General features: G+C 71.1%; 10 protein-coding genes. 6 read left to right on the top strand and 4 right to left on the bottom strand.

Annotated elements, in window-relative coordinates; all coding sequences use genetic code 11:
* Positions 1 to 36 precede the first annotated feature (36 nt).
* Together AB0N82_RS05850 and AB0N82_RS05845 are read right to left on the bottom strand one after the other, a co-directional pair.
* Positions 37 to 1,338, bottom strand: coding sequence for an extracellular solute-binding protein (locus AB0N82_RS05850; RefSeq protein ID WP_363389218.1), 1,302 nt, complete (start codon positions 1,336 to 1,338; stop codon positions 37 to 39).
* Positions 1,335 to 3,353, bottom strand: coding sequence for a DUF2264 domain-containing protein (locus AB0N82_RS05845; RefSeq protein WP_363389215.1), 2,019 nt, complete (start codon positions 3,351 to 3,353; stop codon positions 1,335 to 1,337). Before AB0N82_RS05845 ends, AB0N82_RS05850 begins: the two co-directional genes overlap by 4 nt.
* 150 nt (positions 3,354 to 3,503) lie before the next feature.
* On the opposite strand from AB0N82_RS05845, the gene AB0N82_RS05840 reads away from it, so the two are divergent.
* From AB0N82_RS05840 to AB0N82_RS05830, 3 genes are read left to right on the top strand one after another with little or no spacing between them, the layout of a single operon-like run.
* Positions 3,504 to 5,426 (top strand): heparinase II/III family protein, encoded by a 1,923-nt coding sequence (locus AB0N82_RS05840; protein ID WP_363389212.1) that lies wholly within the window; start codon positions 3,504 to 3,506, stop codon positions 5,424 to 5,426.
* Positions 5,423 to 6,523, top strand: a complete 1,101-nt coding sequence (locus tag AB0N82_RS05835; RefSeq protein WP_315994487.1) for a substrate-binding domain-containing protein — start codon at positions 5,423 to 5,425, stop codon at positions 6,521 to 6,523. The genes AB0N82_RS05840 and AB0N82_RS05835 overlap by 4 nt, the downstream gene beginning before the upstream one ends.
* A complete protein-coding gene (locus AB0N82_RS05830) occupies positions 6,520 to 8,112 on the top strand; it encodes an acyltransferase (RefSeq protein WP_363389208.1) in 1,593 nt (530 codons plus the stop codon). The genes AB0N82_RS05835 and AB0N82_RS05830 overlap by 4 nt, the downstream gene beginning before the upstream one ends.
* A gap of 94 nt (positions 8,113 to 8,206) precedes the next feature.
* Here AB0N82_RS05830 and AB0N82_RS05825 read toward each other — a convergent pair whose 3' ends face one another.
* A complete protein-coding gene (locus tag AB0N82_RS05825; protein ID WP_363389205.1) occupies positions 8,207 to 12,025 on the bottom strand; it encodes a glycoside hydrolase in 3,819 nt (1,272 codons plus the stop codon).
* 146 nt (positions 12,026 to 12,171) lie between these two features.
* Positions 12,172 to 13,218 (bottom strand): LacI family DNA-binding transcriptional regulator, encoded by a 1,047-nt coding sequence (locus AB0N82_RS05820; RefSeq protein ID WP_315994484.1) that lies wholly within the window; start codon positions 13,216 to 13,218, stop codon positions 12,172 to 12,174.
* Positions 13,219 to 13,328: 110 nt separating this feature from the next.
* Here AB0N82_RS05820 and AB0N82_RS05815 point away from each other — a divergent pair, with 110 nt between their 5' ends.
* The 3 genes from AB0N82_RS05815 (at position 13,329) to AB0N82_RS05805 (ending at position 16,636) form a co-directional block, all read left to right on the top strand.
* Complete coding sequence (locus AB0N82_RS05815) at positions 13,329 to 14,252, top strand: sugar ABC transporter permease (RefSeq protein ID WP_315994483.1); 924 nt, start codon at positions 13,329 to 13,331, stop codon at positions 14,250 to 14,252.
* Between the two features lie 125 nt (positions 14,253 to 14,377).
* Complete coding sequence (locus tag AB0N82_RS05810) at positions 14,378 to 15,187, top strand: carbohydrate ABC transporter permease (RefSeq protein WP_315994608.1); 810 nt, start codon at positions 14,378 to 14,380, stop codon at positions 15,185 to 15,187.
* 90 nt (positions 15,188 to 15,277) lie between these two features.
* Complete coding sequence (locus AB0N82_RS05805; RefSeq protein WP_363389200.1) at positions 15,278 to 16,636, top strand: sugar ABC transporter substrate-binding protein; 1,359 nt, start codon at positions 15,278 to 15,280, stop codon at positions 16,634 to 16,636.
* The last annotated feature ends 4 nt before the right edge of the window (positions 16,637 to 16,640 follow it).

Here is a 16,640-nt window from a genome sequence, read left to right as displayed (position 1 = left end):
CCCGGAGGGATCCGGGCCGGTCACCGACCTGCGGGGTCAGCCGACGCCGACCTCGCTCTTGACGCGGTTCTCGGCGGTGGTGATGGCGTCGTCGATCGAGGTCGATCCCGACATCACGGCGGTGTGCAGGTCGAGCAGGATGTTCTGCACAGCGGCGGTCTTCGCCGAGGTGGGGTTCTCCGGCTTGGTCTCGTGCGTCGACCAGGCGAACTTCGACAGCTCGTCGGTGGGCGCCCCGGCGACGGCGAAGTACGTGTCGGCGACGCTCGAGCTCGTCAGCGCCGGCGTGATGCCCAGGCCCGCGAGCACCTGCGCGCCTTCCTCGCCGACGGCGAAGGCGAGGAACTTCTTCGCGGCGGCGAGCTTCGTGGCATCCGCCGCCTTGTTGATCGCGAAGCCGGTGGGGTCGCCGAACGTGACGGGGGTCTCCGACTCGCCCGTGGTGGAGGAGTCGTACTGCGGGATCGGGGCGAAGCCCCACGAGAACGGGTCCGCCTCGCCCTTGGCCTGCTGAGCGATGAGGGTCGCGACGTACCAGGTGCCCATGGGCATCATCGCGGCCTGCTGCTTGCCGAACTCGGCCTGGTAGGTGAGCTTGTTGGCGGTGACGGTGTTGTACTCCACCTGCGCGCCGGCCGACTGCAGGCCGAGCGAACGCTCGTAGTACGGCTTCAGGTAGCCGTAGTCGCCCGAGAGGATGTCGACATCGGGCGACTGCGCGTTCGCGAAGCCCTGGACGGTCGACTGCCAGCTGTGCTGGTAGGTGCCGAGGGCGGCGGAGCCGGCGGCGCCGAGCTTCGAGGTCAGCTGCTCGGCGGCCTTCTCGTAGTCGTCCCACGTCCACGAGCCGTCGGGCTCGGCGACGCCCGCCTGGGTGAAGAGGTCCTTGTTGTAGAACAGCACCCACGAGTCCTGGCGGTAGGGCACGGCCCAGGTCGCGCCGTCGACCTCGAACGCCTGCGCCCCGCCGATGTCACCGGGCAGCTCGACGTCGGAGACGTCGGCGAGCTGTCCACCGGCCTGGTAGGTGATGAAGGTCTTGAGGTTCTTCTGGGTGACGATGTCGGGACCCGAACCGGCGGCGAGGTCGGCCGTCATCAGCGTGTCGTAGTTGGCGGAGTCGTACTCCTTGACCTCGACGGTGATGTCGGGGTTCTCTTCGTGGAACTTGTCGGCGAGGGCCTGGAACTCGGGCGTCGTGCTGAGGCTCCACCCCGACATCGACAGCGTGACGGGGCCGCTCTGGGCGGGGGCCTCCGACGATCCGCCGCTGCAGGCGGTCAACGACAGAGCGGCGACGATGCCCACCCCGGTCGCGACGACGATCTTGCGCTTCATGCGTGCTGCTCCTTTGCGATTGCGTGCCGGGCACCGCTTCGGGCCCGAGAGTGCCGGTGCGCCCCGCGCGGGGCTCCGGAGTCTGTGAGAGGGGTGCGCGTGCGCCGGCCGTCGGGCCAGGTCACGTCGACGACGGTGTCCTCGCCCGCGCCTTCGATCGCGAGCCGCGGCTCGGCCGCCTCGGCGGTCGTGTCGCCCCTCAGGGTCACGAGCGCCGCGAACGGCACCCCGACCGCGGCATCCCAGGTCAGGACGGGGATGGCGGCCGTCTCCCCGAGCGGGCTGGCCCCTCGACGGACCGTCACGCGCGAGGTGGCCTCGGGGGTGAGGGCCCGGATGCCGGACACCCGGCCGTCCGCGTGCGCTTCGGCCGCGCCCGTCGAGGTCGCGTGCGCGGGCTCGGCACCCACGAGCGCCCACCCGCCCATCCGCACGCGCAGCGCGTCGAGGTCGACGCCCGGAGCGACGTGATCGAGTCGCGCGATGCGCACCTCCCACGCGCCCCGCGCGAGCGAGGTCACCGTCATCCGCCCGAGGGACTGCGCCGCGCCCGCGAGGCCGGCACCGTGGCGGTGCGTCGTGGGGGTGACGTCGATGAGGTGCACGTCGGATGCCGACGCGGCGACGCCGACGCCCTCGTGCACCGTCGCGCCGAGCGGCTCGAGGGCGGTGCGATGCGTGGCGCGTCCCGCGGCGTCGACGAGGACGACGGCCTGCTCGAGCGGGTCGCTCCACGCGAGGTCGTCGAGCAGCGGGGCCGTTGCCGTGGAGTAGCCGATGCGCGCATAGAGCGGGGAGTCCGCCGTGCGCGTTCCGGGGCGTGCCTTGTCGGTGCCGTGGTTGATGACGCGCACGATGCCGTCGGCGCGCGTGGCCGACACGATCCAGCCCGCGGCGACGACGGCGCGGAGGTCGTCGGCCTCAGAGATCGGCAGGGGCTCGTCGGGAGCCGCCCAGACGTCGTGATCGGCGGGGAGCATGATGCCCATCAGTCCCTTGACCGCCCAGTAGGGCGATCCGGGACCGGAGTACGACTGAGCGAGAGCCGGCCACTCGTGGTGCCATCCGAGCGTCAGCAGGTGGTCGCCGTCGGGTGCGCCACGGGCGACGAAGTGGTCGACGATCGCACCGGCCGCGTGACGCAGACGCCCCGCGCCGAGCGACGGGACGCCCGCGACGGCCCCCGCCCAGAACGGCGCTGCGGCGGCGAAGCGGTAGATGAGGCTGCGGCCCTGCAGCAGGGGCGATCCGTCGCTTCCGACGAGGTGCACCGCATCGAGGAGGAACCGGTCCAGCCGTGCGACGTCGAGCGCCCGACGCTCGCCGGCCAGGTCGGCCGCCCCCGTCATGCGGGGCCAGAGCACGGGGTAGACGTGCAACGCCCAGCCGACATAGTGGTCGAAGGCGCGCTCGTCGCCGTCGGAGAGCCATCCGTCCTCGCGGACGAAGGAATCGTGGCGGGCGAGATCCGCGACGATGTCGGCGGCCGACCAGGGCCCGCCGACCGAGCGGAGGAACGTCTGCACGACGATGCGGAACCACACCCAGTTCGTCTGCGGGTAGGTCTCGTCGCCCACGACCGGGGTCAGGTAGGCGATGACTCGATCTCTCGTGCGTGCGTCGAAAGTGTCCCAGATCCACTCCCGCGTCAGATCGAGGGCGAGGGCGAGCGACGCGGCTTCCACCTTGGCCTGCGCGTGCTCGTCCATCCGCACCCACCGGTCGGCCGCGTCGGGGTCGACCCCTGTCCGCACGCCCTCGGCGAAGAAGGCGATCAGCTCGTCGACGTCCTGCCCGCGCGCCCCGGCGATGCGGAACCCGGCGAGGAGGAAGACGCGGGCGAAGCCCTCGAGGCCGTCGACAGCCGCACCGTAGCCCCCCTCGGCGCCCGGGAACACGATGCGCCCGCGCCCGGGGCTCGCGTGCCGCAACGCCGCGTCGAGCAGGGCGTCGGCGACGGCGAGCCAGTCGCTGCGCCGCCCACCGGCGAGGCGGGGAAGAGCGGAAGTCGCCACGGGTTCTCCTTCGAAGGCCGTCCGTTCACCCGATCTATGGGGTGAACGAGTGCGAGCGTATCAATCAGAAAACAACACAGCAACATCTTTTCTGAATCCTAATGATCGTTTATGATCGTTTAAGCGATGCACCCTGCTTGAAGGAGACCGATGCCGTTCCCCACCGCCGCGTTCCGCGGCCCGCTCGCCGCGGTCGTCGAGAGCGCCGAACTGGTCACCCCCGATGACGCCCTCCCCGTCCCGCCGGCATACGTCCGCGCCGTCTGGGACCGCGAGCGCGGCACGGTCGACGGGGCCGCCGCGGACCGGATCCTGACCCGCGCCCACGCCGAGCGCGCCACGCCCTGGCCGCAGCCCCGCGCGAGCGACGCGGCGCGCGTCCACCGAGACGGCGACCGCACCGCATGGGAGGACGCCGCCTTCGCGCGCCAACGGCGCCTCAGCCGCGCCGCGGTGGCTGCGGCGGTCACCCTCGACGACGACGCGATCGACGAGGTCGTGGACGGCGTGGTGCTGCTGTGCGAGCAGAGCTCGTGGTGCTGGCCCGCCCACGACGACACCCGACGGGTGCACGGGTCGGTCCTCGCGACCGTGACGGACCCGTTCGTCGACCTCGGCGCGGGCGAGGCCGTGGCTCAACTCGCGTGGATCGACCACCTCCTCGGAGCCGCCCTCGACGACCGTGCCCCCGGCATCCGCGCCCGGATCCGCCACGAGGCGCGCGTGCGCGTCTTCGAGCCGTTCCAGCGACGACGCGACTGGCACTGGATCGGCCTCGACGGCGACGTCCACAACTGGAACCCCTGGATCCACGGCAACGTCGTCGTCGCCGCCCTGCGCCTGCTCGACGCCCCCGCCGAGACCGAGGAGCGCGACCGGGTCGTCGGCCTCGCCGTCGAGGGACTCGACCGGTACGTCGCCGCCCTGCCCGCCGACGGCGCGATCGACGAGGGGTACGCGTACTGGTGGAACGGCGCGTGCCGCGCTCTCGAGGCACTCGACGTGCTCGCCCACGCGACGGCCGGCGCCGTCGACGCGACGGGCATCGCCTCGCTGCGCGAGACCGTGGCCTTCCCCCACCGCTCGCACCTCGGCGGCGACTGGTTCGTCAACCACGCCGACGGCCAGGCCCGGCCGCCCGCCGATCAGCCCTGGCACGCCCTGCAGCGGGCCGCCCGACGCTACGGCGATGACGACGCCGCCGCCCTGGCCGGAAGCCACCGGCATCCGGGATCACCCGCCGCGACGGAGCGCGAGGGCCTCGGCCGGCTGCTGCGCGGTCTTACCGATGCCGCCTGGGTGACGGCCGCCGCCGGCGCCCCTCCCCTTCCGCGCGACGTGTGGCTGCCCTCGACCGAAGTGGTGCTCGCGCGCGAGGCGGAAGGCTCCTCCGCCGGCCTCGCGCTGGTCGCGAAGGGCGGTCACAACGCCGAGCACCACAACCACAACGACGTCGGCTCGTTCCTCGTCGCCGTCGACGGCGTGCCGGTGATCGTCGACGCCGGTCGACCCACCTACACCGCCGCCACCTTCGGCCCCGACCGCTACGACATCTGGACCATGCAGAGCGGATGGCACAACGTGCCCGTCGTGCGCGGGCGCACGCAACCGGCGGGGAGGGATGCCGCTGCGCGCGGTGCCGCGGCCGAGATCGGCGACGCGCGGACGACGTTCTCGCTCGAGCTCGCAGACGCCTACCCCGAAGCCGGCCTCGCGTCGTGGCGGCGGCGCGCGACGCTCGATCGCACGCAGCATCGCGTCGAGATCGCCGACGCATGGGTCTTCGCCGACGGCGCTCCCACCGGCACCGACACGGTGCTCCACGTGCTCGTCGCGGGCGCTGTCCGGCTCGAATCGGGCGGTGCGCGCGTCACTCCGATCGGGGGAGCACGCCCGGTCCGTCTGCGATGGCCGAGTGACGTCGAGGCGACCGAGGAGGTGCGGGACCTCGACGATCCGATGCTCACCGAGGTGTGGGGCGAGCGACTCACGCGCCTCGCCCTTCCCCTGGCATCCCGCACACAGCTCCGGCTCACGGTAGAACTGGACACACCGATCGAGGACCTCCCATGACCGACACCACCGGGCATCAGCCCCTGGCCGCGGAACGCCGCGCCCACATCCTGAGCACGCTGCACAGCGACGGCGCCGTGCGCATCTCACAGCTCACCGAAGACCTGGGGGTCGCCACGGTGACGTTGCGCCGCGACCTCGCCCAGCTCGAGAAGGAGGGGGTGCTGCGTCGGGTGCACGGCGGGGCCGTGGCCGGAGAGAGCACACCGGCGCGCCCCGAGCCCTCCGCCGACGAGACGCAGGCCGGATCGATCGCCGTCCTCGTCCCCTCTCTCGCCTACTACTGGCCGGGGGTCGTGCGGGGGATGGAGACGGCGGCGCAACGCCTCGGCTACACGACGCTGCTGCGCGGAGCCTCGTACGAGCTGCAGGACGAACGTCCCGTGCTCGACCGCCTCGTCGCGAGCGGCGACGTCCGCGGGCTGATCGTCGCGCCGAACACCGACACCGCCCACGCCGGCGACGTCATGCGCTGGCTGGCCGACTGCCCCGTGCCGAGCGTCCTCGTCGAACGCGACGCCGTGCCCGGGGCGGGCGGCATCCCGATGGAGTCGGTGACGACCGACCACGCGCTCGGGGCCCTGCTCGCGGCCCGGCACCTCGCGACCCTCGGCCACCGCAAGGTGGGGCTGATCCTCTCGCGCCATTCCCCCACCTCCCGCAAGATCGCGGCGGGCTGGCAGACCGCGTGCGAGGAGCTCGCCCTCACCCCCGCCGACCACTTCGAGCAGACACTGCCCGACCGCACGAGCCCCGACTTCTCCGATGTGGTCAACGCGACCCTCGACTCGGCGCTCGCCACCGGCGTCACGGCCCTGCTCGTGCACTCCGACCCCGAAGCGATGGCCTTCGTCGATCTCGCGTTGACACGGGGGATCTCGGTGCCCGACGACCTGTCGATCATCGCGTACGACGACGAGGTCGCCCAGCTGTTCACCCCCGCCCTCACCGCCGTCAGTCCACCGCGCGCGAGCGTCGGCGAAGCCGCAGTCGAACTGCTCGCCCGGCGCATCGCCCAGCCCGACCGGCCGGTGCATCGCGTGCAGCTCAGCCCGCGCCTGAATGTGCGCGCCTCGACGGCGGCCCCGCGATCGTGAGCACGCCCTCGGCGCGCGACTTCTCGCCGTGGACGTTCGCGGCCGAGGCCCCTCCCGAGGAGCGGGAGCGCGCGCGGGTGCACCTTGCCGCGCTGAAGTCCGCGCATCCCGACTGGCTCATCGGCGACGACGTCTTCCTCTCGGAGCACGCCGGCCTCGATCCCGAGGCCTTCGCGATCGGCGACCGCTCCTACGTCGCCGCCGGCGCGTACCTCACCGGCACGGTCGCCATCGGGGCGGACTGCTCGATCAACCCGTACGCCGTCGTGCGCGGTGACGTACGTCTCGGCGACGCGGTCCGGGTCGGCGCCCACACCTCGATCATCGGCTTCAACCACTCGTTCGAACCGGGCACCGAGGTGTTCCGCCAGCCCCTGACCTCTCGGGGCGTGCGCATCGGGTCCGACGTGTGGATCGGCTCGCACGTCGTCGTTCTCGACGGCGTCACGGTCGGCGATCACGCGGTGCTGGCGGCGGGAGCCGTGGTGACGAAGGACGTCGCCGCCGGAGCGATCGTGGGCGGCAACCCGGCCCGCCTCCTGCGCTGGCGCGTCCCGCCCGAGCGGGCCGGCGACTCGCGGCGCGACGACCTCACCGCCTTCGCCGATCGCGCGCGCGACGAGCTTCCCGCGGTGCTGGGCCGCGTCGCGGTCGACGGGGGCTTCCGCGATCGTCCCGACGCCGCCCCGACCTTGCGCGCAGTGTGCGACGCCGTCGAGCTCTCCGCCCTGCTGCACGACGCGCCTCCCCCGGGCGACGACCGCGCCGGATGGATCGAGGCGATCGCCGCGCAGCAGCGCCCCGCGACCGGTCTCACGACCGACGCGGCCACGCTGTGGGACGACCCCGACGCGGCGTACGGTGTGCTCAGCGCCGGGTATGGCCTCGACCTCCTGGGCGGCCGGTTCGCCCACCCCCTCGCCGACGTCGTCGACGCGGACGCGGCGGGCCTGATCGCACGGCTCGACGCCCTGCCGTGGGACACCGACCCCTGGCGCGCGGGACACCACGTCGACGCGATCGGCACGGCCCTGCACTGGAGCGGCCGACGGCAGGATGCCATTCCCCCGGGGGTCGCCGAGGCGCTGTTCGGGTGGCTCGCCCTCCGCGCCGACCCGGGCACGGGCATGTGGGGCCGCCCCGGCGTCGACGGCGACCTCCGATTGCTCGTCAACGGCTTCTACCGTGCCACCCGCGGCACGCTCGCCCAGGTCGGGCTCGACGTCCCGCACCCCGAGGCCGTGATCGACACGGTGCTGCGGCACGCGCGCGATGAGAGGTGGATGCGCCGCGACCGCCGCGACGCCTGCACCGTGCTCGACATCGCGCACCCGCTGTGGCTCACCCGCTCGACCGGCTACCGCCGCGACGAGGTGCGCACCCTCGCCGACGATCTGCTGCGGCACGCCCTCACCGGATGGCACGCGGGTGCGGGCCTCTCCTTCCGGCTGGATGCCGGCGAACCCGGCCTGCAGGGCACCGAGATGTGGCTAGCGATCGTCTGGTACCTCGCCGATCTGCTCGAGTGCTCGGATGCGCTGCGCTATCGCCCGCGGGGCGTGCACCGCCCGGGGCCCGCTCCACGCTGACCGCGTCCCATCCCGAGGCCGGGTGATTAGCGTGGGAATGGCGCGGCCGCGCCGCTCGCTCGAGGGCGAACGACGCGGCCGCGTGTTCTCGGGGTCAGCTCTCGGTGGAGCCGGCTCCGCGACGGCGGCGCCACAGCAGCACCCCGCCGAGCAGGAGCAGCAGCACCGCACCCGCACCCGTGACGGCGACGCCCTCGGCGTGCATGCCCGTGTTCGCGAGCCCGCTCGAGGAGCCACCCGCCGTCGAGCCGGAACCCGACGACGAGCCGGAGCCGGCGGGCGAACCGGAACCGCCACCGGCACCCGTTCCGGGATCGGTACCGGCACCCGGGCCGGTCCCCGTGCCCGGGTCGGTACCCGTGCCCGGGTCGACCGGTGCCGCCTCCGGCACGATCGACGCCGAGTGCGCGGACGCGGCGGTGAAGCCCTGCGCGGAGGCCGTGACCTCCACGGAGATCTCGCGGCCCTCGTCGGCGGCGGTCAGTACGTACGCGTCGGCCGTGGCCCCGTCGATCACCGCACCGTCGCGCAGCCAGGCGAACGAGAGCACGGCATCCGCCGGATCGGTCGCGGCCGTGGCCCGGACCGTCGAGCCGACGCGCGCCTCGCCGGTCACGACGGGGGTGCCGATGCCGACGGCGCGGTTCACGGTCACCGTGTACGAGCGCGTGGTCCCGTCGGGTGCGGTCACCCGAACGGTGCCCACGCCGTCGGCGTCACCGGGCGGGGTGATCTCGACCGATGCATCCTGGTCGACGGCCAGGGCGTGCAGGGTCGGCCACGCCGCTCCGGTGGACGAAACGGTGTAGGCGAGGGTGCCGGGCGCGAAGCCCTCCACCGGAGCGTCACCGACGGTGAGGCGTGCGAGATCGGCGACACCGGCGGGCGACGCCGAGACGGCGTTGATCTCGACCTCCGAGACGATCATGTGCGTCTGCGGGCGCGCGTTCAGGATGACGCGTACCTCATCGGCCGCACCCGTGACGGGAACGTCGACCTTCGGGGCCCCACTGGACGGGCTCGGAACGGCGACCTCGTCACCCTGCACCCACTCGCCTCCGCTCACGCGGTGGTCGACGCGTAGGGTCGTGGGCCAGCTGAGGGTCGTGCCGTCCTTGAAGAACTGCACCGACACCCGGCTGAGGGTCTCGCGCTGGGCGAGGACGTAGCTCAGGGTGTCCTGCGTGTTCTTCGAACCGCCGCGCCAGTTCGACCAGCCCTTGTCGGTCGTGATGCCGTTGATGGTGTTGGCGACGGGGTAGCCCGACTCGGTGTACGTCGCCGAGGGCGCGCTCTGCGGGGCGACGTTGCGCTCCGACGCGGCGGTGACGATCACCGTCAGCGTCGCTTCCAGACGCTCGCCCGCCGGGCCGGTCGCCACACCCGGCACCGTGACGGTGCCCGGCTGCGCGAGCGCGGAATCCGTCACGCCGTCCCAGTCCCACTCGACAGGGAGTGCGAAGCCGGAGCCCGAGGGATGCAGTTCCGCCTCGACCGTGGTGTCGGCCAGGCTCCGCACCGCCGAGACCGCGCTGCCCGCCGCCACGGTGACCGATGCCGGACGAGTGGCCGTGTAGGGACCGACCTCGACGGTGGCCGTCGCCTCGAACGCGCCGCCGAACAGGTCGGTGCCGGTTCCCCGGACCGTCACGGTTCCGGGCTTCGACACGTCGACGTCGTCGAGCTGCCAGGTGACCGCGGCGGTGCGCTGGATGCCGCCGGCGTAGCGGACCGTCACGGTCGCGGGAAGCGTCGGGGTCACGCCCACCGCCGTGGCCGCCGACACCGGGTCGGTGCCGACGACGGTGGTACCGGCGATCTTCCACTGCTGATTGCCGCCGCCGTTGCTCGTCCACAGACCCACGGTCGCCCCGGGGGTGGTGCTGGCCTGGTTGACGTCGAGCACGCGTTCGCTCGCGACGTTCAGCAGCGAGTAGTACTGGCCGTCGGTGGTCGAGGCCATCCACTGCGTCGAAGGATCGCCCGCGGCTGCGGCCGGGTCGGAGTCGACGAGGGCGGTGCCGCCGGTGCGGGAGGCGAGGAACTTCCCGGTTCCGTTCTGGAGGGTGAAGCGGTGGCGGTTCGTGCCCTCGCCGTCGATGGTGCGCACGGTCCAGGACTGCGCCCGCGCCGCTTCGGCCGTGGTCGCGGTGGCGCGGATCGCGAGACCCGAGGACGCGTCCAGGGCGAGGCCGCTCTGCAGGCCCGTGAGCTGCACCGTCTGGCCGTCGCGGAACGCCGCCGCATCGGCGGAGACGCCGGAGACGCCGTCGATGACGAAGGTCGTGACCGACTTCGCCGGCACCGTGACGCTCGCCGTGCGCGTCGTCGGGTCGACGGCCACCTTCGCGCCCTCCTTCAGCGCGTTGACGGTGGGCTGCGCCGCCGTCGACTGCGTCGTCACGACGGGGGTGACCGTGGCACCGGGAGCGATCGTCGCGAAGTCGCTCAGGTCGATCTGCACGGTCTTCTCCGATGCGTCGGAGTTGACGTGCACGATCGTCGCCCCCTGCCCGTCGGCGTCGATCGCCGCGGTGGACTGCGCGTTGTCGGTCGACATCAGGCGATCGCCCGGGTGGATGTAGTGGGTGAAGTTGCGGACGGTGTTGTACTTCTCGTTGGTCAGGACCTTGCACGACGGGTCCGCCTCGCCGTCGGCGATGCGGCGGAGCGACTTGCCCTCGGCGTTGCAGTCGAAGTCGATGTAGACGCTCCCCCAGTTGAGGTTCTCGACCTTCTGCATGTTGTAGAGGTCTTCGACCGGCTGCCAGAACACCCACGCGCTCGGCTCGAGCTCGCGGAGGTCGCCGACGATGTGCTCGGCCATGCCGATGCCGTTGGTGATGTCGTTGGTCGTGAATCCCCCGGCGGTCCAGTTGCCCTCGACCTCGCTCATCCACAGGGGCTTGTCCGCGGCCTTGGCGATGTCACGCACCACCTGGCGCCCGCTCGTGCCGTAGGTGTGCACGTTGAGCTGGTCGACGAGGCTCTTCGACTGCGCCGACCAGGCGTTCCAGTTCGACGCGAAGATCCCGGGGTTGGTCTCGTCCATCGCCGAGATGACGGCATCCGTCGTCGTGCTCGGCTGAGCGAGCCGCGCGGAGAGCGCCTTCACCATGGCGTCCTGCGCCTGGGGGCCGATGTGCGCGCCCTCCTGGCGACCACCGGTGGGCCATTTCGCCCCGTTCGGGATCTGGGTCTGCCAGTAGTTCGTGTTGGGCTCGTTGAACGGGTCGATCGTGTCGAAGTGGATGCCGTGGGTCTTCTCGAGCTCGTCGACGACGTTGACGAGATAGCCGGCGAACTTGTCCATGTCGGCCGGAGCGAGCTGCTCGCTGGTGGCGTCGTTGATGCCGCCGGAGACGTAGCCGCTCTGCGTGAGGAAGTACGGCGGAGAGTTGCTGAAGGCCTCCCAGTGGGTGACCTTGTCCTTGAGCGCGTCGAGCCACCAGCGCTGCGCGGAGTCCGCGTCGAAGTCGTAGGCGTTCGGGTCGTCGGGGTTCCACGCGGCCTTGTACCGCGCGCGGTCGGCGTAGTCGGAGGTGATGGCCCCCTGGGCGTCGCTCGCCGTCAGGTCGGGGTTCCAGAACCCGGGCACGGCGCCTCCGGGGCGCAGGTACGCGGGCACGTCGGAGGCGTTGCCGCCCCCGATGTTGTACCGGGCGATGTTGAGGTTCAGGCCGTCCTCGCCGAACACCGCGTCGAAGAGCTTCTGGCGCACATCGGCCGGGTAGTTGCCGGTGGCGTTCGCGAACCACACCAGGCTCGTGCCCCAGCCCTCGAACGGCTCCGCCGCGGACGCGGGGTTGGGCGTGATCCGCACGGCGGAGGGGGGCGCGGCAGCGGCCGAGGCGGCGGGGGCCACGGTGGTGGCCGCGATCCCGCCGGCAGCCAGGGCGACAGCGCAGGTCATCGACAACAGTCGAGCTGACTTCATCGTCATTTCCGATCCGGCCGCCACAGTGCGGCCTCGCAGGTGGTGATGTTGACGTCAACATGTTGACGTCAACACCCAACCTAGCCGACGACCCGCAGTGGCACAACGCCTCCGGCGTGCGCTCAGCGAGCGGGGCCGGACGAGGCGCGCCGCACCAACGAGGTCGGCACGAGCGTGCGCGCGTGCTCGCCGCCGGTGCCCTCGATGTCGGCGATGAGCGCCGTCATCGCCTCCTCCCCCACGCGCTCGAAGCGCTGGCGGACGGTGGTGAGCGGAGGCCAGAAGTTCGCCGATTCGGGCATGTCGTCGAAGCCGACGACGCTGACGTCGCCGGGCACGGCGCGCCCGGTCTCGTGGAGAGCGCGGATGACGCCGAGCGCCATCTGGTCGTTCGCCGCGAACACGGCCGTCACCTCGGGCATCGTGGCCAGCGCGAGGCCGATGCGGTGCCCCGACTCGGCCGTCCAGTCGCCGATCTGCACGTCGGGCACGCGGCATCCGCGCTGCTCGAGGGCCTCGCGCCAGGCGTCGCGCCGGCGCTCGGCCGCGAAGGACTCCGGCGGCCCCGACACGTGCCACACCGTCTCGTGGCCGAGGTCGAGCAGGTGCTCGGTCGCGAGCTTCGCCCCCTGCGCCTGATCGTTGTCGACGACCGCGTACGGGTAGTCGGCGCTGGAGTCGACGACCACGACGGGCAGCCCCGACGGGATCGACAGCTCATTCTCGCCCAGGCGGTGCGTCTCGATCAGGATGACGATGCCGTCGACGGCGTGCTCGCGCAGACGGAGGAAGGCGCCCGACACGTCGGACTGCGACGCCGACTGCACGGTGATGAGGGTGATGGAGTACCCGGATGCCGCCGCCATCGACGCGAGGGCGTCGAGGGTGCGGGTGTTGCCGTAGGAGCTCAGCGAGAACATGATCACGCCGATGCTGCGGAACCGCCCGGAGCGCAGGGCGCGCGCCGCGCTGTTGGGGCGGTACCCCAGGGCCGACATCGCGTCGAGCACGCGCTGACGCGTCTCGGGATCGACGTTCGCACGCTCGTTCGCCACGCGCGAGACCGTCTGGCCCGACACCCCCGCCGCCGCGGCAACGTCGGCCATCGACACCTCTCTCCGACGCTCGCGCGTCGGGATCGCGGTCGACGTCGTCGTCGTTTCGCTCATGCCTGCCCCCTCGGGATGTTGACGTTGACACCCTAGCGCGCGGGGGTTATGTTTACGTCAACATCTCGACGACCCGGCCGGGATGCGCACCAACGAAGAGGCACCGGACGATGACGACCACTGCGGCACCCCCGCCCGCCCTGCGTTCCCCGCGGCGCAAGCGACGCACCCGAATCGACGATCGAGGCTGGCTGTTCGTCGCCCCCTTCGCTCTCGTCTTCGCGCTCGTGTTCCTGGCGCCCCTGGCCTACAGCGTCTACCTCAGCCTGTTCCGCGACCAGCTGATCGGCGGCAACGCATTCGTCGGCTTCGAGAACTACATCACCGCCTTCGGCGACCCCAAATTCTGGGACGGCTTCGGGCGGGTGGCGGTGTTCCTCGTCGTGCAGGTGCCGGTCATGCTGCTGCTGGCTCTGGCCGCCGCGCTCGCGATCGACAGCGCCCGACTGCACGCGGCGGGCTTCTACCGCATCGTCATCTTCCTGCCCTACGCCGTGCCCGCGGTCGTCGCCGTGCTCATGTGGGGCTACATCTACGGCGACCAGTTCGGCCTGACCCGCAACCTCAACGACCTGTTGGGCGGACAGGTCGTCCAGCCCTTCCTCCCCGAGTGGATGCTGCTGTCGATCGGCAACATCGTCACCTGGCAGTTCGTGGGCTACAACATGCTCATCTTCTACTCCTCGCTGAAGACCATCCCCAGCGAGCTCTACGAAGCGGCGTCCATCGACGGCGCGGGCGCGTGGCGCACGATCTTCTCCATCAAGATCCCCGCGGTGCGCGGCGCCATCGTCATCGCCACGATCTTCTCGATCATCGGCAGCTTCCAGCTGTTCAACGAGCCCAACATCCTCAAGCCTCTGGCGCCGAACACGATCTCGACGTTCTTCACGCCGAACATGTACGCCTACAACCTCTCGTTCGCCGGCCAGCAGTACAACTACGCCGCCACGATCGCCATCATCATGGGCGTCATCACCGCGGTGATCGCCTACGTCGTGCAGCTGCGCGGCTCACGTCAGGAGACGCGATGACCACCGCGACCGCACCCCGCACCGACACCGTCGCCGTGACCACGCCCCGCAGCGGCCGGGCCGGCACGCGCTTCGCGCGCACCTCTCCCACGCACGGCAAGAAGTCGATCGTGCTGAGCATCGTCATGGGCCTGTACCTGCTGTACACGCTGGTCCCGCTGTTCTGGCTCGTCATCAACGCCACCAAGACGCAGCCCGACCTGTTCACGACCTTCGGACTCGGGCCCGGCAACACCTTCGCGCTGTTCGACAACATCGCGCAGACGCTGACCTATCGCGACGGCATCTTCGTCCGCTGGCTCGGCAACACCCTGCTCTACGTCGTGGTCGGTGCGGGCGGCGCGACGCTGCTCGCCACTCTCGCCGGTTACGGTCTGGCGAAGTACAACTTCCGTGGCCGCAAGGCGGTCTTCGCCGTCGTCCTCGGCGCGATCGCGGTGCCGGGAACCGCCCTCGCCGTGCCGACGTTCCTGCTGTTCAGCCAGCTCGGGATCACCAACACCCCGTGGGCGATCATCATCCCCTCGCTCATCAGCCCCTTCGGTCTGTACCTCATCTGGGTGTACGCCACCGACGCCATCCCCACCGAGCTGCTCGAGGCCGCGCGCATGGACGGCGCGGGCGAGTTCCGCACGTTCTTCACCATCTCGATCCGCCTGCTCACACCGGGCATCGTGACCGTGCTGCTGTTCGCGGTCGTGGCGACCTGGAACAACTACTTCCTGCCGTTGATCATGCTCAGCGACCCCACCTGGTACCCGCTCACCGTCGGGCTCAACCAGTGGAACGCGCAGGCCATCGGCGTGGGCGCCCAGCCCATCTACAACCTCGTGATCACCGGGGCACTGCTGTCGATCCTCCCGATCGTCGCCGCGTTCCTCGTGCTGCAGCGCTTCTGGCAGTCGGGCCTGAGCGCGGGCAGCGTCAAGCAGTGATCCGCTGACCCCCCACCGCGCATCGCCCCTCCGCGGGACGTCGCACCTGCATCCGCAACACCATCCACAACAACGAAGTAGAGGAAACCGATGACATTCATGCGCAAGGGCTCCGCCATGCGGCGGACCGTCTTCGCCGTCGCCGCCACCGCCCTGTCGGTCGGCGCGCTCACCGCGTGCTCGGGCGGCAACGCCGGCGGCGCAGCCGCCGGTTCGGCCGACGACATCGAGAAGGCCCTCGAGGCCGGTGGCGAGCTCACGTACTGGTCGTGGACCCCGTCGGCCGAGGCGCAGGTCGCCGCCTTCGAGAAGAAGTACCCCAACGTCAAGGTGAACTACGTCAACGCGGGCACCAACACCGAGGAGTACACCAAGCTCCAGAACGCGATCAAGGCCGGCTCGGGCGCCCCCGACGTCGTGCAGATCGAGTACTACGCCTTCCCGCAGTTCGCGCTCTCGGACTCGCTGCTGGACCTGTCGTCGTACGGCTTCGCCGACCTCGAGGGCGACTACGCCACGGGCCCCTGGGGCTCGGTCGACTTCGACGGCAAGATCTACGGCCTCCCGCAGGACTCGGGCCCCATGGCCCTGTTCTACAACAAGAGCGTCTTCGACCAGTACGGCATCGCCGTGCCCACCACGTGGGACGAGTACTACGCCGCCGCCCAGAAGCTGCACGCGGCCGACCCCACCAAGTACATCACCGCCGACACCGGTGACTCCGGCTTCACCACCAGCATGATCTGGCAGGCCGGCGGCACCCCCTTCACGACCACCGGCGACGCGGGCACCGACGTCACCATCGACCTGCAGGACGCGGGCTCGAAGAAGTTCGCCCAGAACTGGAACCGCCTGATCGAGGGCGACCTGCTTTCGAGCACGCCCAGCTGGAGCGACGAGTGGTTCAAGGGCCTCGGAGACGGCTCGATCGCCTCGCTCGTCATCGGAGCCTGGATGCCCGGCGTCCTGGAGTCTTCGGTGAAGGACGGCGCCGGCAAGTGGGCGGTCGCCCCGATCCCGACTTACGACGGCAAGCCTGCGACGGCGGAGAACGGTGGCGGCGGCCAGGCCGTGACCAAGCAGAGCAAGAACCCCGCCCTGGCGGCCGGCTTCCTGAAGTGGCTGAACAACGACGAGGAGAGCCTGAAGATCTTCGCGGAGTCGGGCGGCTTCCCCTCCACCACCGCGCAGCTGAGCGACTCGTCGTTCGTCGACCAGAAGTCGGACTACTTCGGCGGCCAGCAGATCAACCAGGTGCTGACGCAGGCGTCGAGCGACGTGGTCAAGGGCTTCAGCTACCTGCCCTTCCAGGTCTACGCCAACAGCATCTACAGCGACACCGTCGGCCAGGCGTACGCCAACAAGAGCGATCTGAACGCCGGCCTCACGACGTGGCGGGACCAGCTCGTCCAGTACGGCAACGACCAGGGCTTCTCGGTCAACAAGTAAGAAG

It is taken from the genome of Microbacterium sp. NPDC089186, assembly GCF_040685115.1.
GTDB lineage: Bacteria > Actinomycetota > Actinomycetes > Actinomycetales > Microbacteriaceae > Microbacterium > Microbacterium galbum.
The sequence above is the reverse complement of the archived record's forward strand: the minus strand, read 5'-3'. Positions and strand labels throughout refer to the sequence as shown.